Annotated in this window: 16 protein-coding genes; 11 read left to right on the plus strand and 5 right to left on the minus strand. The window is 74.3% G+C overall.

The window, feature by feature from the left end; genetic code table 11:
• The first annotated feature begins 22 nt into the window (after positions 1–22).
• The 5 genes from AB0C87_RS25995 (at position 23) to AB0C87_RS26015 (ending at position 4,547) form a co-directional block, all read left to right on the plus strand.
• Positions 23–1,561 (plus strand): MFS transporter, encoded by a 1,539-nt coding sequence (locus AB0C87_RS25995; RefSeq protein WP_360579966.1) that lies wholly within the window; start codon positions 23–25, stop codon positions 1,559–1,561.
• 126 nt (positions 1,562–1,687) lie between these two features.
• Entirely contained in the window at positions 1,688–2,602 is a 915-nt protein-coding gene (locus tag AB0C87_RS26000; protein WP_345183672.1) for an SPFH domain-containing protein, read from the plus strand.
• Between the two features lie 12 nt (positions 2,603–2,614).
• Positions 2,615–2,857: a hypothetical protein gene (locus AB0C87_RS26005; RefSeq protein ID WP_360353632.1), complete on the plus strand. Its 243-nt coding sequence runs from the start codon at positions 2,615–2,617 to the stop codon at positions 2,855–2,857.
• Positions 2,858–2,951: 94 nt separating this feature from the next.
• A complete protein-coding gene (locus AB0C87_RS26010) occupies positions 2,952–3,641 on the plus strand; it encodes a lysophospholipid acyltransferase family protein (protein ID WP_345183648.1) in 690 nt (229 codons plus the stop codon).
• A gap of 63 nt (positions 3,642–3,704) precedes the next feature.
• The gene (locus tag AB0C87_RS26015) at positions 3,705–4,547 is read left to right on the plus strand and encodes an ATP-binding protein (protein ID WP_360579968.1); all 843 of its coding nucleotides are present in this window, start codon (positions 3,705–3,707) and stop codon (positions 4,545–4,547) included.
• A gap of 4 nt (positions 4,548–4,551) precedes the next feature.
• Here AB0C87_RS26015 and AB0C87_RS26020 read toward each other — a convergent pair whose 3' ends face one another.
• A complete protein-coding gene (locus AB0C87_RS26020; protein ID WP_345183652.1) occupies positions 4,552–5,982 on the minus strand; it encodes an MFS transporter in 1,431 nt (476 codons plus the stop codon).
• A gap of 107 nt (positions 5,983–6,089) precedes the next feature.
• Here AB0C87_RS26020 and AB0C87_RS26025 point away from each other — a divergent pair, with 107 nt between their 5' ends.
• Together AB0C87_RS26025 and AB0C87_RS26030 are read left to right on the plus strand one after the other, a co-directional pair.
• The gene (locus AB0C87_RS26025; protein ID WP_345183654.1) at positions 6,090–6,704 is read left to right on the plus strand and encodes a TetR/AcrR family transcriptional regulator; all 615 of its coding nucleotides are present in this window, start codon (positions 6,090–6,092) and stop codon (positions 6,702–6,704) included.
• A 69-nt stretch (positions 6,705–6,773) separates the two neighbouring features.
• Positions 6,774–8,018 (plus strand): lipase, encoded by a 1,245-nt coding sequence (locus AB0C87_RS26030; protein WP_360579970.1) that lies wholly within the window; start codon positions 6,774–6,776, stop codon positions 8,016–8,018.
• Here AB0C87_RS26030 and AB0C87_RS26035 read toward each other — a convergent pair.
• The gene (locus AB0C87_RS26035) at positions 8,008–9,069 is read right to left on the minus strand and encodes a mechanosensitive ion channel family protein (RefSeq protein ID WP_360353625.1); all 1,062 of its coding nucleotides are present in this window, start codon (positions 9,067–9,069) and stop codon (positions 8,008–8,010) included. The genes AB0C87_RS26030 and AB0C87_RS26035 overlap by 11 nt on opposite strands.
• 169 nt (positions 9,070–9,238) lie before the next feature.
• Here AB0C87_RS26035 and AB0C87_RS26040 point away from each other — a divergent pair, with 169 nt between their 5' ends.
• A complete protein-coding gene (locus tag AB0C87_RS26040) occupies positions 9,239–10,876 on the plus strand; it encodes a CocE/NonD family hydrolase (RefSeq protein ID WP_345183660.1) in 1,638 nt (545 codons plus the stop codon).
• A gap of 25 nt (positions 10,877–10,901) precedes the next feature.
• Here the strand turns inward: AB0C87_RS26040 and AB0C87_RS26045 are convergent, their stop codons facing one another.
• A complete protein-coding gene (locus AB0C87_RS26045; RefSeq protein ID WP_353835432.1) occupies positions 10,902–11,357 on the minus strand; it encodes a redoxin domain-containing protein in 456 nt (151 codons plus the stop codon).
• Between the two features lie 224 nt (positions 11,358–11,581).
• On the opposite strand from AB0C87_RS26045, the gene AB0C87_RS26050 reads away from it, so the two are divergent.
• From AB0C87_RS26050 to AB0C87_RS26060, 3 genes are all read left to right on the plus strand, one after another.
• Positions 11,582–12,835: a glycosyltransferase gene (locus tag AB0C87_RS26050; RefSeq protein ID WP_345183664.1), complete on the plus strand. Its 1,254-nt coding sequence runs from the start codon at positions 11,582–11,584 to the stop codon at positions 12,833–12,835.
• A 99-nt stretch (positions 12,836–12,934) separates the two neighbouring features.
• Positions 12,935–15,886 (plus strand): BREX system ATP-binding domain-containing protein, encoded by a 2,952-nt coding sequence (locus tag AB0C87_RS26055; protein WP_360579973.1) that lies wholly within the window; start codon positions 12,935–12,937, stop codon positions 15,884–15,886.
• Positions 15,887–16,184: 298 nt separating this feature from the next.
• Complete coding sequence (locus AB0C87_RS26060; protein ID WP_360579975.1) at positions 16,185–17,012, plus strand: nitroreductase/quinone reductase family protein; 828 nt, start codon at positions 16,185–16,187, stop codon at positions 17,010–17,012.
• A 9-nt stretch (positions 17,013–17,021) separates the two neighbouring features.
• Here AB0C87_RS26060 and AB0C87_RS26065 read toward each other — a convergent pair whose 3' ends face one another.
• Positions 17,022–18,086, minus strand: a complete 1,065-nt coding sequence (locus AB0C87_RS26065) for a dihydrodipicolinate reductase (protein ID WP_360579976.1) — start codon at positions 18,084–18,086, stop codon at positions 17,022–17,024.
• The gene (locus AB0C87_RS26070) at positions 18,083–18,880 is read right to left on the minus strand and encodes an SDR family oxidoreductase (protein WP_353835807.1); all 798 of its coding nucleotides are present in this window, start codon (positions 18,878–18,880) and stop codon (positions 18,083–18,085) included. Before AB0C87_RS26070 ends, AB0C87_RS26065 begins: the two co-directional genes overlap by 4 nt.
• Positions 18,881–19,063: the final 183 nt, after the last annotated feature.

Below are 19,063 nucleotides of genomic sequence, written 5' to 3' on the forward strand. Positions count from 1 at the left end.
GCGCCGCGCGAACCTCCGGGGCATGAACTCCTCCGCCCGCAAATGGGGCACCTTCGCGACCTGCCTGCTCGTCGCGCTCGTGCCGAACATCGACCTGACCGCGCTGAACCAGGCCGTCCCGCACCTGTCCGCCGACCTGAACCCCTCCGCCACGCAGATCCTGTGGATCGCCGACGCCTACGGGTTCGCGCTGGCCGGCCTGCTGATCACCATGGGCGGCGTCGGCGACCGCATCGGCCACAAGAGGCTCCTGCTGATCGGAACCGCGGTGTTCGCCGCCACATCCGCCCTCACCGCCTACGCCCCGAACGCCGAACTGCTCATCGCGGCCCGGGCGCTGCTCGGGGTCGCGGGGGCGACGCTGATGCCGTCCTGCCTGTCGCTGCTGCGGCGCGCGTTCACCGAGCCGAAGGAGCGGACGATGGCGGTCGGCGCGTTCAGCGGCGTCGCCGGCCTCGCGGTCGGGCTCGGGCCCGTCGTCGGCGGCGCCCTGCTCGACCACTTCTGGTGGGGCTCCATCTTCATGATCAACGTGCCGCTGATGGCGGTGGCGTGCGTCGCGGGCGCGCTGGTGCTGCCCGAGTCGCGCACCTCGGCCCCGGGCCGCCTCGACCTGATCAGCGTGCCGCTGTCGGTCGCCGGCGTCCTCGGCGTCGTCTACGCGGTCAAGGAGGCCGCAGCGCACGGCGTGGACGAGCCCGCGGTCTACGTCTCGGCGCTGGCCGGCCTGCTCGCGCTGGCGGCGTTCCTCGTCCGGCAGGGACGGGTGGCCGAGCCGCTCATCGACATCCGGCTGTTCCGAAACGCCGCGTTCTCCGGGTCGGTCGGCACCAACATGTTCGCGATGTTCACCCTGGTCGCCCAGTCGCTGATCTTCTCGCTGTTCTTCCAGCTCGCGCTCGGCTGGTCGCCGCTGCGGGCGGGCCTGGCGGGCCTGCCCGGCGCCGCGGGCGCCATGATCGGCGGCGCCGCGCTCGCCCCGCCGCTCATCAACGCGCTCGGCCGCGCCCGCGCCGTGGCGGCGGGCATGGCGCTGTCGGCCGGCGGCTTCGCCCTCTACATGGCGATCGGCCTGCACACGTCCTACTGGACGATGGTCCCGGCGATGCTGCTGTCGGGCATCGGGATGGGGCTGGCGATGACGGTCACCGCCGACACCGTCCTCGCGTCGGTGCCGAAGGACCGCTCCGGCGCCGCGTCCGCGATCTCCGAGACGGCCACCGAGCTCGGCGGCGCGCTCGGCATGGCCGTCCTCGGCAGCGTGCTGAACGCGGTGTACCGGAACGTCCTGGACCTGCCCGCCGGCGTCCCGGCCCCGGCCGCGTCCGCCGCCCGCGACTCCCTCGGCGGCGCGCTCCAGGCCGCCGCGAACCTGCCCGGAGCGCTCGGCGCCCAGGTCGCCGCCGCCGCCCGCGGCGCCTTCGTGGACGGCATGCACGCCGCCCTCACCTGCAGCGCCGGCCTCGCCGTCCTGGTCGCCGTCTTCGCCCTGATCACCCTCCGCAACGTCCCCGCCCTCATCCCCGACACCGAGGAGCCGGAGCTCGTCTCCGCCCGCTGACCGCGGTGATCCCGCCCGGAACCCGGGCGGGATCACGGCGTTCTCAGGGGGATCGACGTGGTCTGTCCCGAATAAATGTGATATCACTTTGCTATGTCGGTGATGGCACGGGAGAAGGGGGACGGGATGGTGGACGCGGCGGCGAAGGTGGACATGCCACGGCCGAAGATCACGGAGCGGGCGGCGGCGGACCGGGGCGGGTGGGGGATGCTCGGGGTCGCGGTGGCGCTGATCCTGGCGGGGACCGCGGCGGCGCTCGGCGGGGTCGCGGCGGGCGGGAGCGCGGCGGTCGCGGCGGGCGTGGTCGCCGGGTCGCTGCTGGCGCTGGCCGGGCTGGTCGTCGCGGCGGGGCTGACGCCCGTGGCGCCCGGGGAGGCGCGGGTGCTTCAGCTTCTCGGTAGGTACAAGGGGACCGTCCGCGACGACGGGCTCCGGTGGGTGAACCCGCTGACGGAGCGGCGCAAGGTCTCCACGCGGATCCGCAACCACGAGACCGGGCGGGCGAAGGTCAACGACCTGGACGGGAACCCGATCGAGATCTCGGCCGTGGTGGTGTGGCAGGTGGCCGACACCGCGCGGGCCGTGTTCGAGGTGGACGACTTCGTGGAGTTCGTGGCGTTCCAGACCGAGGCGGCCGTCCGGCACATCGCGGGCAGCTTCCCCTACGACGCCCACGACCGGACGTCGCTGCGCGACAACGCCGACGAGATCACCGGGCAGCTGTCGGACGAGCTGGCGCAGCGGGTGGCGTCCGCCGGCGTGAAGATCATCGAGTCGCGGATCACCGGGCTGGCGTACGCGCCGGAGATCGCGCAGGCGATGCTGCGCCGCCAGCAGGCGGGCGCGGTGGTGGCGGCGCGGCAGCGGATCGTGGAGGGCGCGGTCGGCATGGTGCAGCTCGCCCTCGACCGGCTGGACGAGGAGAACGTGGTCGACCTGGACGAGGAGCGCAAGGCGGCGATGGTCAGCAACCTGCTCGTGGTGCTGTGCGCCGACCGCGACGCCCAGCCGGTGCTCAACACCGGCTCGCTCTACCAGTGAGCGCCGCGACCAGTGGCGGAGCGCAAGAAGATCCTGCTGCGGCTCGACCCGGCCGTGCACGACGCGCTGGCGCGGTGGGCCGCCGACGAGCTGCGCAGCACCAACGCGCAGATCGAGTTCCTGCTGCGCAAGGCGCTCGCGGACGCGGGGCGGATGCCCGGGACCGCGGGGCGGATGCGCGGCCCCGGGCGGCCGCGCAAGGCGCGGGACGACGAGGACGAGGGCGGTCCACCAGGGAACGGGGGCGAGGGCTAGCGGGGCAAGTGGTGATCCCTACAAGATCCGCAGTGCCGAACTTGTATCGGGCGCCAGCGGCGACCGGGGGGCGCGCCCCATAGCCTGCTCGGACATGGACCCCGAACGCCTGATCTATCCCCTCATGAAGCACGTGGTCATGGGACCCGCGATGCGCCTGGCCTTCCTGCCGAGGGTGAGCGGCCTGCGGCACGTCCCGCGGATCGGGCCGGTGATCCTCGCGGCGAACCACCTGGGGTTCCTGGACTCGTTCGTGCTGCCGCTGATGGTGCCGCGCCGGGTCCACTTCCTCGGCAAGCACGAGTACTTCACCGGGGCGGGCCTGAAGGGCCGCGCCACGGCGACGTTCTTCCGCAGTGTCGGCGCGATCGCGGTGGACCGGTCCGGAGGGCGGGCCGCGTTCGACGCGCTCGACACCTCGGCGGCGGTGCTGGAGGGCGGCGGGGTGTTCGCCATCCACCCCGAGGGGACGCGGTCGCCGGACGGGCGGCTCTACCGCGGCCGGACGGGGGTGGCGCGGCTGGCGATGCGGACCGGGGCGCCGGTCGTCCCGGTGGCGATCGAGGGCACCGACAAGGTGCAGCCCCGGGGGCAGGCCGTCCCGCGGCCGGGCCGGATCGGGCTGCGCATCGGCGCGCCGATGGACTTCCGGGGACGGGACGCGGGCGTGCCGCGCGGCCGGGCGGCGCGGCAGATCACCGACGAGATCATGGAGGCCATCCGGGGGCTGTCGGGCCAGGAGTACGTGGACGACTACGCGCCGAGGCCCGCCGAGCCGCGCTGACCGTCCGCCCCATGTTTCAGCGTGACCGATTGGGCACCATTCATGGGGACGGATGGAGATGATGTGGAAATCACCATGGACCTCGTGCTTCCGCGCGACGTGGCGAGCGTTCCGGCGACGCGCAAGCTCCTGGACGCGGCACTGGCCGCGCTCGGTGTCGAGGGCCACATCCGCGACGACATCGAGATGATGCTGACCGAGGCGTGCACCAACGTGATCAAGCACGCCGAGCACGGGGCGGACTACACCGTGCGGGCGATGATCCAGGACCGGCGCTGCGTGATCAAGGTGATCGACTCGGGGACGGGCTTCGACGCGGCGCGCGTGCCGACCCCCGATCCGGCCGCGGAGCAGGGGCGCGGTCTGATGATCATGAGGGCGCTGGCCGACGACGTCCGGTTCGCCTCGTTCCCCGAGGACGGGGCGCTGGTCGCGCTGGAGAAGCGCCTGTCCTACAGCGAGGACAGCCTCGGCGGGCTCCTCACCGCCGACAGCGAGACCCCGGACGGTTTCCGGCCCGGTTCCGGCGAGCTCGCGGCCCGGCTGTTCGAGATGGCCCGGGTCGGCGACACCCAGGGGATCCTCTCGTACGTGAACGACGGGGTGCCGGTGAACCTGTCCGACCACAGGGGCGAGACCCTGCTGATGCACGCGGCCTGCCACGGGCACGTGGAGACCGTCCGGGCGCTCACGCTGCGGGGCGCCGACCCGGACCGCGCCGACGACCGCGGCCACCGCCCGCTGACCGGCGCGGTGTTCAAGCGGGAGACCGAGGTCGTGCGGGTCCTGCTGGAGGCGGGGGCCGATCCGCGGGCGGGGTCGCCGTCGGCCGCCGACACGGCGCGGCTGGTCGGCGACACCGAGCTCCTCGCGTGGTTCGAGGAGACCGCTCCCCCGCCCGCGTGAGCGCTCAGCGCCGGACGCGCAGCACGAGCAGCGCCACCAGAAGCGCCGCGGCGGCGAACCCCGCGCCGGTCGCGAACGCCGCGTCCATGCCGTCGACGGCGGCCGCGGGGCCGTGGCCGGACGCGGCGGACCCGTAGGCCGTCACCATGACGGCCGAGCCCAGCGACCCTCCCGACCACAGCATGGCCTGGGCGACCCCGGCCGCCGCGCCCGACTGCTCCGGCTCGACGCTGCCGAGGATCGTCGCGTTCAGCGGCAGCATCGACAGCCCGCCGCCCGCGCCCATCAGGAGGAAGGGCACCAGCACCGCGCCGGCGTAGCCGTCCCCCGGGGAGAGCCGGGTCAGCCACAGCAGCCCGACGGTGAGGAGGGCGGTGCCGGCGACGACCAGGGGGCGGGCGCCGGCGCGCGCCAGCAGGCGCGGCGCGGTCCGCACGACGGCGAACTGCATCCCCACCATGGGCAGGAAGGCGGCCCCGGCGCGCAGCGGCCCGTAGCCGAGCACCTGCTGCAGGTACTGGGTGAGGAAGAAGAACGAGCCGAACATCGCGGCCGCCAGGCACAGCTGGGTCAGGTAGGACGCGGCCCGGTCGCGCCCGGTCAGCAGCCACAGCGGCATGAGCGGGCGGCGGGCGCGGGCCTCGACGGCCACGAAGGCGGCGAGCAGCGCGACCGCCGCGCCGAACGCCGCGAGCGCCCGGCCGTCGGCCCAGCCGTCCGACCCGGCCCGGATCAGCGCGTAGACGAGGGCGGTCATGCCCGTCGTGGAGGCGAGGGCGCCGACGACGTCGAACCGGCCGGGGCGGCGCGGCGTCTCGGTGAGGACGCGCGGCGCGGCCAGCGCCAGGACCAGGCCGACCGGGACGTTGACGAAGAACACCCAGCGCCACGACCCGGCCTCGGTCAGCACCCCGCCGGCGATCATGCCGACGGCGGCGCCCGCGCCGGTCACGGCGGAGAAGACGCTCAGCGCGCGGACCCGGGCGGCGCCCTCGAAGTTGGTGGCGATGAGCGCCATGGCGCTCGGCGCGGCGACGGCGGCGGCGACGCCCTGGGCGGCGCGGGCGGCCAGCAGCCACCAGCCCGCGTCCGCGAACCCGCCGGCCAGCGACGCGGCGGTGAACAGCACGATCCCGGCGGTGAAGGCGCGGCGGCGCCCGAACACGTCCCCGGCGCGCCCGCCGAGCAGGAGCAGGCCGCCGAATGCGAGCATGTAGGAGTTCTGGATCCAGGCGAGCCCCCCGGTGGTCAGGCCGAGGCCCTCACGGACGTCCGGGAGCGCGATGGTGACGACGGAGGTGTCGAGGCCGATCATGAGCTGGCAGCCGACGATGACGGCGAGGACGGTTCCTGCACGATGATGGAGGGGCGGCGCGGCCGCGCCGGGAGGTGTCGACTCCCGGGTCGCGGCCGTCCGCCCGCTGGCTGCGGTCAAGGCGAACCTTCCCAGAAATAAGGAACGGCGAAGTACACTATGTGGGGAACGTACCACCGACGCACGCAAAAGAGAACGCTAGCGTTCACTATTTTCGGGATCGTGCCGTGACCCGTGCCGACTCCGGCGCCCCCGCCGACCCGGGGCCCGCGGCCACCCGCCGCCGCGGCGGCGACCTGGAGGCCGCGATCTTCGACGCCGTGTTCGCCCAGCTGGAGGCCGTCGGCTACCGCGGGCTGACCATGGAGGGCGTCGCCAACGGCGCCCGCACCGGCAAGGCCGCCCTCTACCGGCGCTGGCGGTCCAAGAACGAGCTGATCACCGACGCGCTCAAGCACGTCCTGCCCGAGCCGCCGACCGCGCCGCGGACCGGGTCGCTGCGCGAGGACATGCTGCGGATCCTGGGCTGCCTGCGCGACACCCTGATCGCCTGCCGCGGGGCGGCGTTCCGGATGCTGAAGGAGGAGAGCGAGGAGGGCGTCGGCCTCATCCACGACGTCGTGCGCGACCGGCTCTCCAAACCCGTCCGCGACCTGCTCTACGAGGCGCTGCGCGAGGCCGCCGCGCGCGGGGAGATCCGGCCCGAGGCCGCCACCCGGCGGATCGCGAACGTGGGCCCGGCGGTGATGGTGTACGACAACCTCACCGAAGGCGGCCCGATCACCGACGACGACCTGGCGTCGATCGTCGACGAGGTCCTCATGCCGATCGTGCGACCCTGACGAAGGTCGGGGTGCGCGGCGGCCGTTCGACCATGATCGGAAGCGGCCCGCGGCCGGGAGGCTGGGGCGATGCGATCATCATCCGCCTCCCACCGCCTGCTCGCGGCCGCGGCCGTCCTGCCCCTCGCCCTGTCCGCGTGCGGCACCTCCGCCCACGCGGCGAAGACCGCCGCCGCGGCGCCCGCCACGTTCGGCCTGCCCCGCCCGACGGGCCCGCACCAGGCCGTCGGGACGACCGAACTGCACCTCGTGGACGCCGGGCGCGCCGACCCGTGGGTGCCAGGCCGGACACGCGAACTCATGGTCAGCGTCTGGTATCCGGCCGTCAAGGCCTCCGGGCCGAAGGCGCCGTACCTGCGTCCCGCGGTCGCCAAGGCGCTCTCGGAGGTCGACGCGCTCGGCGTGTTCAAAGCCGGGACGGTCGACTGGGCGGGCGCCCGGACCCACGCCGCCGAGGGCGCCCCCGCGGACGCGCGGCGCCCGAGGCCCGTCGTCCTGTACTCCCCCGGTTTCGGCGTCCCGCGCGCGCTCGGCACCACGATCGCCGAGGAGCTGGCCAGCCGCGGGTACGTGGTGGTGACCGTGGACCACACCTACGAGACGGCCCCCGTGGAGTTCCCCGGCGGGCGCGTCGAGCTCCAGCACATGCCCTCGCAGGGGCCGCAGCGGCTGAAGACCGGCCTGGACGCGCGCGTGAAGGACGCCCGCCTCGTCCTCGACCGGCTCGCCGCGCTGCGGGCCGGCCGCAACCCCGACGCCGAGGGGCGGGCCCTGCCCAGCGGCCTCGGACGGTCGCTCGACCTGTCCCGGGTCGGCATGGTCGGGCACTCCGCGGGCGGGATCGAGGCCGCCGAGGCCATGCGCACCGACCGGCGGGTGGACGCGGGCATCGACATGGACGGCACCATGCAGTACGCGGAGAACGACTTCGTACGGGTCGCGGAGACCGGGCTCGACCGCCCGTTCATGCTGATGGGGGCCGCCACTGGCGGCTCCCCGCAGACGCACCTGACGACCCCGTCCTGGACGTCGTTCTGGAACCGCTCGACCGGGTGGAAGCGCGACCTGAACGTTCCCGCCGCGAGCCACTACTCCTACACCGACGTCCAGGCGATCCTCCCGGCGCTGGACGGGGAGCTCGACATCCCCGCCCGGGACCGCGCCGACCTCGTCGGGACGGTCGACCCCGAACGGATGACGGCGTCGGTGCGGGCCTACGTCACCGCGTTCTTCGACCGGGCGCTGCTCGGACGGCACCGCCCGGTCCTCGACCGCCCGTCGCCCCGCCACCCCGACGTGCGGTTCATCCGCTGACCAGGCCGTGCACGCCCTCGCCGTCGGGCAGGATGAGCTGGCGGCGGGGGTAGGGCATCTCGATGCCCTCCTTGGCGAAGCGGCGGTGCAGCCGCTTGACGAACTCGTGCTTCAGGCGGAACTGGTCGCCGAACTCGTCGGTCCGCAGGATCACGGTGAAGCCGATCGAGGAGTCGCCGAAGGTGTGGAAGCGCACCAGCGTCTCGCTGTCCTTCACCCCGCCCTGCACCTCGTTCATGACCTCCTGGCCGACCTCGACGACCACGCTCTCGACGTGCTCCAGGTCGCTCTCGTAGGCCACGCGCGCCTGGATCAGCAGCGACATGTCCTCGGCGGGGCGGTGGTAGTTGGTGAGGATCGTGTCGGAGAACCGCTGGTTCGGGATGACCTCGATGTTGTCCGACAGCGTCCGGATGGAGGTGTTGCGCCAGTTGATGTCGACGACGTACCCCTCCTGGCCGCTGCTCAGCTTGATGTAGTCGCCGGGCTCGATCGTCTTGGACGCCAGGACGTGCACGCCCGCGAAGAGGTTGGCCAGCGTGTCCTGGAGGGCGAGGGCGACCGCGAGACCGCCGACGCCGAGGGCGCCGAGCAGCGGCGAGATCGAGATCCCGAGGCTCTGCAGCATCACCAGGACGCCGACGCCGATCACGAGGACCCGGGTGATGTTCGCGAAGATCGTCACATTGCCGGCGACGCCCTGCCGGACCATCGCGATCGAGGTGACCGATCCCGCGATCAGGCGGGCCATGGCCAGCGAGACGATGAGGATGGCGGCGGCCGTGAGCGCCTTGGCGATCACGGCGAGCGTGCCGTCCGGCAGCTGCAGCGCCCGGGCCGCGCCCCACAGGCCGAGCAGCACCGAGACGGGCACCGCCAGGTCCTTGATCAGGCGGGCGGCCAGGTCGTCCCACGCCCAGCGCGTGTCGCCCGCCCGCCGGAACAGCCGGCCGGTGAGCAGCCGCAGGACCACCGCGATCCCGACCGCGGCCACCAGCACGGCGACGGCTCCCACCACCCGATGCCAGCTCAGATCGCCAAGGTCAGCCATGACGCTGAAGATTCCTCCTCTGTCCGGGAAGGCACGGCGCCGCCCGTTGAAATATCCCTTTTGCGTGTTACGAGCCCTGATCGTAGTGAAGACCGGAGGCACTGCGAGGCACATCACGGCACATCTGGCTCCGGGGCCCGGGGACCTGCCGGTTACGATCGATCGAGTGGTGAGCGTGGGAATGATGCGCCGGCTCGGGGTCACGGCGCTGGGATTGCGGAACGGCCCCCACCGGGTGACGGTCGAGCGCGACCTGGAGGTTCCGGCCGCCGACGGCGTGACACTGCTGGCCGACCGGTACTCGCCCGCCGGCGTCGAGAAGGCGCCGACGGTGCTGGTCCGCTCGCCCTACGGGCGGCGCGGGCCGTTCGGCCTCATGTGCGGGCAGGGCTTCGCCTCGCACGGGTTCCAGGCCGTGGTGCAGAGCGTGCGCGGCGGCTTCGGGTCCGGCGGCGTCTTCGAGGCGCTGGACGAGCGGGAGGACGGCCTCGCCACCATCGAGTGGCTGACCTCGCAGCCGTGGTTCGGCGGCACGTTCGCCATGCACGGCCCGAGCTACCTCGGCTACGTCCAGTGGGCCGTCGCCGCCGAGGCCGGGCCCGAGCTGAAGGCGCTGTCGATGCAGGTCACGGCGTCCACCTTCCGGGACGCCGTCAACGTCGGCGGCACCTTCGCCCTGGAGTCGGCGCTCATCTGGGTCGACCTGACCGCGCGGATGAAGAACTCCCTGTCGGGCATCACGACCGGCATCATGTCGCCGCGCCGCGCCCGCCGCGCCACCCTGTCGGGACGCCCGCTGGCCGAACTCGACCGGCTCGCGACCGGCGAGCAGCAGCGCTTCTTCCAGGACCTGCTCGTCAACGGCCCCGACACGCCGTTCTGGGACAAGCGCGACTTCAGCACCACCGTGTCACAGGTCACCGCGCCGGTGAACATGACGGGCGGGTGGTACGACATCTTCCTGCCCTGGCAGATGAAGGACTACGCGGCGCTGCGCGCCGCCGGCCGGCGCCCCTACCTGACGATCGGGCCCTGGTTCCACGCCGACCAGCGCATGATGCGCGGCTCGGTCGCCGACGCGATCGCGTGGTTCCGCGCCCACCTGCTGGACGACCCGTCCGGCCTGCGCTCGCAGCCCGTCCGGATCTTCGTCACCGGCGCGGAGGAGTGGCGCGAGTTCCCCGACTGGCCCGTCCCCGGCATGTGCGAGGAGCGCTGGCACCTGCACCCGGCGGGCGCCCTGTCCCCCGACGAGCCGCCGGACTCCGATCCCGACCGCTACCGCTACGACCCGAACCACCCGACGCCGTTCCTCGGCGGCCCGACCCTGCTCGGCGAGACGCACCCCTCCACCGACCAGAAGCGCCTGGAGCGCCGCCGGGACGTGCTGACCTTCACCTCGGGCGTCCTGGACGAGGACATGGAGGTCATCGGCCCGGTGACCGCCGACCTGCACGTCCGCTCGAACCGCGAGCACACCGACTTCGTCGTGCGGCTCTGCGACGTCACCCCCGAGGGCGAGTCCCTCAACCTGTGCGAGGGCATGCGCCGCCTCGTCCCCGGCGCCCCCGAGCCCGGGCCCGACGGGGTCCGCCGCGTCGCCGTCGAGCTCTGGCCGGTCGGCCACCGCTTCCGCCGCGGGCACCGCGTCCGCGTACAGGTGGCCAGCGGCGCCTACCCCCGCGTCGCCCGCAACCCCGGCACCGGCGCCCCGATCGGCACCGCCACCGAGATGCTCACCGCCGACCAGGAGATCTTCCACGCCCCCGGGCACCCGTCCTCGATCACCCTGCCGATCGTCCGCTGACCGGCGGGGCGGCGGGGCGGCGGGGTCAGCCGCGGCGGGCCCGGAGGGCCTCCAGGGCCCTGTCGGCGTGGACGTTCATGCGGACCTCGCTCTTGACGACCGCGAGGACGCGGCGGTCGGTGTCGATGACGAAGGTCTGGCGCCGGGTCGGCATGAGGGCCACGGAGCGCTTGACACCGAAGCGCGCCCGGACCTCGCCGGACGGGTCGGACAGCAGCGGGTAGCCGAGCGAGTGCTTGTCGGCGAACTCCTTCTGCTTGCCGACCGGGTCCGCGCTGACGCCCACCGGGCGGGCTCCCGCCTCCGCGAGCTCGGCGACCACGTCGCGGAAGTGGCAGGCCTCGGCGGTGCAGCCGGGGGTCATGGCCGCCGGGTAGAAGAACAGGACCACCGGGCCCTCGGCCAGCAGGCCGCTCAGGGTGCGCGGTTCGCCCGTCTCGTCCGGGAGTTCGAAGTCGTCGACGACGTCACCGGGTCTCATGGGGCGAACCTAGCCGAGGCCAGGACCGGGGCCCCGCGCGGTGCGTCATCCGTATCCGTCGCAGAAGTTTCGCCGCAGGTGAGCGCCGTGCGGCCGGCCCCGGGGGCAGGTATTCCGATTCGTCAGGTTTGACGGGGAGGGGGGAGGGATAGGAAACTGACCGAGCAGGTGTCTACGACGCAGATACCTCCGAGCTTCCCCTGTGTAGTCCCGGAGGATCCGTCATGCATCGCCCGCTTCACATCGCTCTGGTGTCCGCCTCCGACCTTGACGGCGAGCACCTGCAGTCAGTCCACGTCCGGGATCTCGCCCGCTCCCTCACCCGACCGCTGGTCGCCGACGGTGAGCCGAACCAGGTGACGGTCTACACGCGCCGCCAGGACCGCTCCGCCCGCAGCCGGGTCCGGCTCGCGCCGGGCGCCGCCGTGGTGAACCTGGACGCCGGGCCCGCCCGTCCGCTGTCGGACGACGAGCTGCTCCAGCACCTGCGCGACTTCGCCGACGGCCTGCGCCGCCGCTGGTCCGGATCGGCGCGCCCCGACATCGTGCACGCGCACGGCTGGATCGGCGGCCTGGCCGCCTGCGCCGTCGCCCGCGAGCTCGGCATCCCCTTCGTGCAGAGCTACCACGGCGTGGCCGCCGTCGAGCGGCAGGCCGGACGCCAGGTCCACCCGCACCGCGACCGCCTGGAGAAGGCCATCGGGCGCGACGCCGACCTGGTGCTGGCCGGGCACGCCGAGGAGGCCACCGCGGTCGTGCGGACGGGCGTCCCGCGGCCCTCGGTCGCGGTCGTCCCCTACGGCGTGGACTCCGAGCACTTCTCCCAGGTCGGCCCGGCGATGCCGCACGGCGACCGGGCCCGCCTGGTGATCGTCAGCGAGGACCTCGGCACCGACGTCGAGACCGCGCTGCGCGCCCTGGTGCACGTCCCCGACGCCGAGCTGGCCGTCGCCGGCGGCCCGGAGCGCGAGGAGCTGGAGCACGACTCGGCCGTCCACCGGCTGCGGCTGCTGGCCAAGGAGCTGCACGTCGCCGACCGGGTCATCTTCCTCGGGCGGCTGCCCCGCAAGTCCCTGCCGAAGCTGCTGCGGACCGCCAGCCTCGCGCTCTGCCTGGCCCCGCACCAGCCGTCCCCGACGGCGCCGCTGGAGGCCATGGCCTGCGGCGTCCCCGTGGTGGCGACCCCGGTCGGCGGCAACGCCGACGAGGTCCTGGACCACATCACCGGCATCCACGTCCCGGCGGGGCGGCCGGTCGTGATCGGGCGGGCGATCCGGCAGCTGCTGTCGGAGGACACCACGCTGCACGGCTACTCGATCGCCGCCGGCGACCGCGCCCGCTCCCGCTACTCCCTGGAGCGGATCGGCGCCGAGACGCTGCGCGCGTACCTGAAGGTGCTGCCCGTCCCCGAGCCCGAGCCGGCCGCGGAGGACGAGGCCGAGCAGGAGACCGGCAAGGCCCCCGCCCTCGTCGGCTGACGCGCACCCGGCCCGCGGGCCCCGGACCGTCCCGGTCCGGGGCCCGCTCACGTCCCCCCGGATGGGATACTCGACCGGGATGACCGGAAAGGACTGTTCGTGCTGATCGGCAGGGCGGCGGAGCTGGCGGAGCTGACCGCCGCACTGGACCGCGCCGCCGCGGGCGGCGCGGGCGTCGTGCTGGTCAGCGGGGACGCGGGGGTCGGCAAGACGCACCTGGTGTCCGCGCTCACCGCCGCCGCCGTCGACCGCGGCTGCGCCGTCCTCGTGGGGCAGTGCGCCGAGCTCGGCGAGAGCATGCCCTACCTGCCGCTCACCGACGCCCTGTGGGCCGCCGCGCACGCCGGGACGCCGGAGGCGGACGAGGTCCGCGCCGCGCTCGACGCCCGGCCCGCGCTCGCGCGCCTGCTGCCCGACGGCGAGGGCGGTCCCGCCGCGGGGTCCGAGCTCGGCCAGCAGCAGCTGTTCGGCGCCGTGCTCGGCCTGCTCGGGGAACTGGGCGACGAGCGGCCCGTCCTGCTCGTCCTGGAGGACCTGCACTGGGCCGACCGGTCGACGCGGCACCTGCTGACGTTCCTGAGCCGCGTCCTGCAGCGCGAGCGGGTCTGCCTCGTCGGGACGTACCGGTCCGACGACCTGCACCGGCGGCACCCGCTGCGGCCCGTGGTCGCCGAGCTGCTGCGGCTGCCGAACGTGACGGGCGTCGAGGTCCGCCCGTTCGGGCGCGGCGAGACCGCCCAGTACCTCGCCGAGCTGGCGCGCGGGTCCGCCCCGGTCACGGCGCGGACCGTCGAGCGGGTGCACCGCCGGTCGGAGGGCAACCCCTTCTACGCCGCCGAGCTGTACTCCTCCGGCCTGGACGTCGGGGACGACGGGGCGGCCGGGCTGCCGTCCGCGCTCGCCGACCTGCTGCTGTCGCGGATCGAGCGGCTGTCGGACGCGGGCCAGCGGGTGGTGCGGGTCGCGGCCGTGGCGGGGCGCCGCGTCGACGACGAGCTGGTGCGCGTCGTGGCGGGGCTGGACGAGGCGACGGTCGGCGAGGCGCTGCGCGAGGTGGTGTCGCACCAGCTGCTCGTCCCGTCCGGCGCCGGGTACACGTTCCGGCACGCGCTGCTGCGCGAGGCCGTCTACGCCGACCTGCTGCCCGGCGAGCGGACCCGGCTGCACGCCGACTTCGCCCGGCTCCTGTCGGGCCTCCCGGCCGGCACGCGCGGGTCGGCCGCCGAGCTGGCGCACCACAGCCTCGCCGCGCACGACCTCCCCGCCGCGTTCGCCGCGTCCGTCCGGGCGGGCCGGGAGGCCGACCGCCTCGCCGCGCCCGCCGAGGCCTACGAGCACTACGACCGGGCGCTGGAGCTGTGGGACGCCGTCCCCGATCCGGAGGCCGCCGCCGGAACGGACCGGATGCGCCTGTCGCTGGCGGCCGCCCAGGCGTCCGCGCGGGCCGGCGAGCTGCGCCGGGCGGTGCACCGCCTGCGCCGGGTGCTGGCCGCGGCCGACCCCGCCGACGTGCGGCTCGGCTGCCTGCTGCGCGAGCACCTGGCCGGCTACCTCGGCGACATCGACGAGGACGCCGAGTCGCAGACGGTGGCGCGGGAGGCGGTCGCGATGCTGCCCGCCGACCCGCCGACCGTCGAGCGCGCCGACGCGCTCGCCACCTACGCGCGGACGCTGATGTACCGGGACGCGGCCGGGGAGATGCCCGGGTACGCCGAGCGCGCGATCGAGACGGCGCGCGAGGCGGGCGCCACCGGCGCCGAGGCCAGCCTGCTGGTCACGCTCGGCCTGTACCGCGAGTCGCGGGAGGCCGACACGGGCGTGGCGGAGGTGTTCGCCCGCGCCCACGAGCTGGCCGCGGCGGCCGGCGACAGCTCCATGATCGCGATGCGGGCGGCGTTCCACCACGCCCGGACGAAGTTCGACCGCGGCGACCTCGCGGGCGCGGTGCGCGCCGCCGACGCGGGCGTGAAGTACGCCGTCGACAACGGGATCGTGTGGAGCACGTTCGGCACCGTGCTGCGCTCCCTGCGCTACCTCGTCCACTACACGTCGGGGAACTGGGCGGAGGCGGGCCGGCTGGCCGACCAGTTCGCCGTGCAGGTCGTCCGCACGCCCGAGGCGCAGGTGTCGGCGTACGCCCTGTTCCTGGAGGTCGCGCAGGGCGCCCCGACGGTCGAGGAGCGGCTGCGCTGGATCGCTCCACTGTGGGGGCAGGACGCGTTCGTCAACTACCTCGCCCGCGGGCTCGCCGCCGAGCACGCGCTGTGGCGCGGCGACCCGGACACGGCCGCCGAGCACATCGGCGACGTCGTCGACACCGTCTACGTCCAGACGGTCGGGGCCATCCGCATCGCGGCGACCGGGCTGTGGGCGGAGGCCGAGCGGGCGGCCCGCGCCCGCGCCGCCGGCGACGACGAGGCGCTGCGGGCGGCGCGGGAGACCGGCGACATGCTCCTGCGGATCGCGCGCAGCGTCGTCGCGGTCAACGTCGACGGGCAGCCGCGCGGCTGGCTCGGCTGGGAGGGGCAGGGCTGGCTGGCCCGCGCGGAGGCCGAGCGCCGCCGCCTCGACGGCGTCCACGACGTGGAGCTGTGGCGCAGGGCGGCCGAGCTGTTCACCTACGGCGACGCCGACGGCGGGTTCGTCTACGAGGTGGCGCGGTCGCGGTGGCGGCTGGCGGAGGCGCTGGCCGAGAACGGCGAGCGGGACGAGGCCGCCGTGCAGTGGCGGGCGGCCGTGCGGGCCGCCGAGCGGCTCGGCGCCGCGCCGCTGCTGGCCGCGCTGCGCGACCTCGGCGCCCGCGCCCGGCTCGGGACCGGCCGCGCGGGCGCGGAGCCGCGGACCGGGCCGTCCGGTCCGCTCGCCACCCTCACCGGGCGCGAGCGGGAAGTGCTGAAGCTCGTCGCCGAGGGCCGCAACAACCGGGAGATCGCGGCGGCGCTGTTCATCTCCCCCAAGACGGCGAGCGTGCACGTGTCGAACATCCTCGGCAAGCTGAACGTCTCCAGCCGCACCCAGGCCGCCGCCGTCGCCCACCGCGAGGGAATCTGATCTTGCGATGGCGGACCGGGCGCCGGTAATGTGCATTTCGTGACTGCCGGGTCGGCCATGGGCCACGAGCGAGTGAGGTTCCCGGCCTCCGAGTGAGGCCGGAGCGGGCCCGAGGCCCGCCTCTTCCACTCCCCCTTCCTCTTCACCTTCCGCGCGCGCAGCGCATCGTCCTTCATGCGCGCAGCGCGACGTCATCAGGCATGCCCGCGCTTCCGGCATGCCCTTTCATCACCTTTCCCAAGCCGCGGCCGCGCGTTCTTTCCGCGGCTTATTCGCCATGCCCGAAAACAGGAGACGAATGGATTTCAACAAGCAGGTCATCGAGGAGTTCCGCGCGAACGGCGGGCGGGTCGGCGGCCCGTTCGAGGGCGGGCGGCTGCTCCTGCTGACCACCACCGGAGCGCGCTCCGGCGCCCCGCACACGACGCCGCTCGGCTACCTGCCCGACGGTGTCGGGCGCGTCCTGGTCATCGCCTCGGCCGGGGGCTCGCCGAGGAACCCCGCCTGGTTCCACAACCTGGTGGCGAACCCGCGCGTCACGGTCGAGAGCGGCGTCTTCGCCTACGAGGCCGACGCGGTCGTCCTGGAGGGGGACGAGCGCGACCGCGCCTTCGCGCGGGCCGCCGAGGCCGATCCCGGCTGGGCCGCGTACGAGGAGAAGTCGGGGCGGACGCTGCCCGTCGTCGCGCTGGTCCAGGTCGCCGCCGGACCGCCCGCCGGACCGGAGTCGCCCAGCGCCATGCTGGTCGCGGTGCACGACGCGTTCCGCGGGGAGCTGGAGCTGATCCGGAAGGAGGTCGCCGCGTCCGGGGCCGCCGTGGGCGCCCAGCTGCGGGTCAACTGCCTGACGATGTGCCAGGGGCTCGGCCACCACCACATGGGCGAGGACCAGCGGTTGTTCCCCGTGCTGGAGCGGCGCCACCCCGAGCTCGGGCCGGTGCTGGCGGAGCTGAGGGACGAGCACGAGACGATCAGCGCGCTGGTGGAGGAGCTGCGCCGCGTCCTGGACGCCGGCGACTCCGCGTCGCTGCTCGCCGAGGTCGACCGGCTCACCGCCGCGCTGGAGGCGCACCTCGACCGCGAGGAGGAGCGGCTCGTCCCGCTCCTGGACGCCCTGGAGTTCTAGGGGGCGCGCCTAGAGGAGGCCGCGGCCGGGGATCAGCGGCAGGTCCAGGGCGGTGAGCAGGCCGGGGGGCGCCTCGACGACGGCGGGGACGGCGTTGACCAGGCGCATCGCGGTGGCCTTCAGGCCCGCGGTGTTGTGGTCGCCGTCGGTGCCGAGGAGCCTCAGGTCCACCGTGTAGTTCGGCTCGCCGCGGACCTCGACGCGGTAGCAGCCCGCGCCGGCGGGCTGGGGCCAGTCGGGGGCGAGGTCGTCGCGCAGCCGGGTGACGTGCTCCAGGACGACGACGGCCTCGCCGCCGCGCATGCCCCGCACCTCGAACCGCAGGGCGGCGGCCGTGCCCTTCTCGATGGTCCCGGCGGAGACGGCGAAGGTCTCGGGCGCGGGCAGGCGGGTGTGCCACTCGGCGATCCCGTCCAGCTCCACGCCGAGGCCGGCGGCGATCTGCCGGACGACGCTCCCCCACGCCATGGTGAGGACGCCGGGCTGCAGCAGCATCGGCACGTCGTCCATCGACCGGCCGAAGCCCATGATGCCGAAGAGGACCGTGGCCTGGTCGTAGGTGTTGTAGTTGAGGATCTCCATGCAGCGCACCTGCTCGATGCGCTCGCTGATGCCGGTGACGGCGAGTGGAAGCACGTCGTTGGCGAAGCCGGGGTCGATGCCGTTGACGAACAGGGACGCGCCGCCGGCCGCCGCCGCCTCGCGCACCGGGTCGGACATCCCGGGCGGGACGACGCCGTCCGGGAACTGCAGGAAGACGGGGCTGCTGGAGACGACGTTCACCCCGGCGCGCAGGATGCGACACAGGTCGTCGATCGCCTCCGTCAGCCGGACGTCGGCCATCGAGGTGTAGACGACGCAGTCGGGCCGCAGGGCCAGCAGCGCCTCGGCGTCGCCGGTGGCGGTGACGCCGAGGTCGCGGCCGAGGCCCGCGAGGTCGCCGGCGTCGCGGCCGACCTTGGCCGGGTTGGAGACCCACACCCCGGCGAGTTCGAGGTCGGGCCGGGCGTCGATGCCGGCGATCGCGTGCCGCCCGACGTTGCCGGTGCTCCACTGGACGACGCGGTAGGTCACAGGTCCTCCAGACCGAGGTCGAGGTTGGGGGCCTCGATGCCGCCGTCCACGCGCAGCACGCTGCCGGTGACGTAGGCGGAGGCGGGCGAGGCGAGGTAGAGGACGGCGGCGGCCACGTCCTCGGGCTCGCCGACGCGGCGCAGCGGCGTCCTGCGCTCCATCTCGGTGCGCAGCTCGTCGCTGGTCATGACGACGTCGAGCGCGGACGTCGCGACGGAGCCGACCGCGACGGCGTTGACGCGCACGCGCGGGGCCAGGTCGAACGCCGCGAGCCGGGTGTAGTGGGCGAGGGCCGCCTTGGCGCTGCCGTAGGCCAGGTAGCCGCGGCCCGCGATCCGTCCCATGGCCGAGGAGATGTTGACGACGCTGCCGCCGTCGGCCTTCAGCAGGTGCGGGACGGCCGCGCGGGTCAGCGCGTGCGCGGTGCCGACGTTGAACCGGAACGCCTTCTCCATGTGCCGGGGCGAGGTGTCCAGGAAGGCGGCGGGCATGGCGCCGCCCATGTTGTTCACCACGACGTCCAGGCGCCCGAACTCGCCCGCGGCGAGGTCGGCCAGCTCGGCGGCGGACTCGGGTTCCGCGAGGTCGGAGGGGACGACCAGGGCCCGCCGCCCGGCCGCCTCGATCCCGGCCGCGACCTCGTCGAGCTGCTCGCGCGTCCGCGAGGAGATCACCACGTCGGCGCCCGCCTGGGCGAGCGCGACCGCGGTGGCCGCCCCGATCCCCCGGCCCGCGCCGGTCACCACCGCCACCCTGCCGTCGATTCGGAACCGCTCCGAGATCACCGGCGTCACCTCCGGTCCGTCGCCTCACCGCCCGCACAGCCTACGCAGGAACTAGAACCTGTTTCAATACCGGCGCGGCGGGCGGCGGGTGACGGGCGCACAGCGGCGGACGGTACATCTTCACGGGTCATTCGTGATGTCCGCTACTGGTCCATTTCCGACATGACTGCAATTCTTTTCCCCGTGCGTTCC

This window comes from Actinomadura sp. NPDC048021 (assembly GCF_040653135.1).
Classification (GTDB): Bacteria; Actinomycetota; Actinomycetes; order Streptosporangiales; family Streptosporangiaceae; genus Spirillospora; species Spirillospora verrucosospora.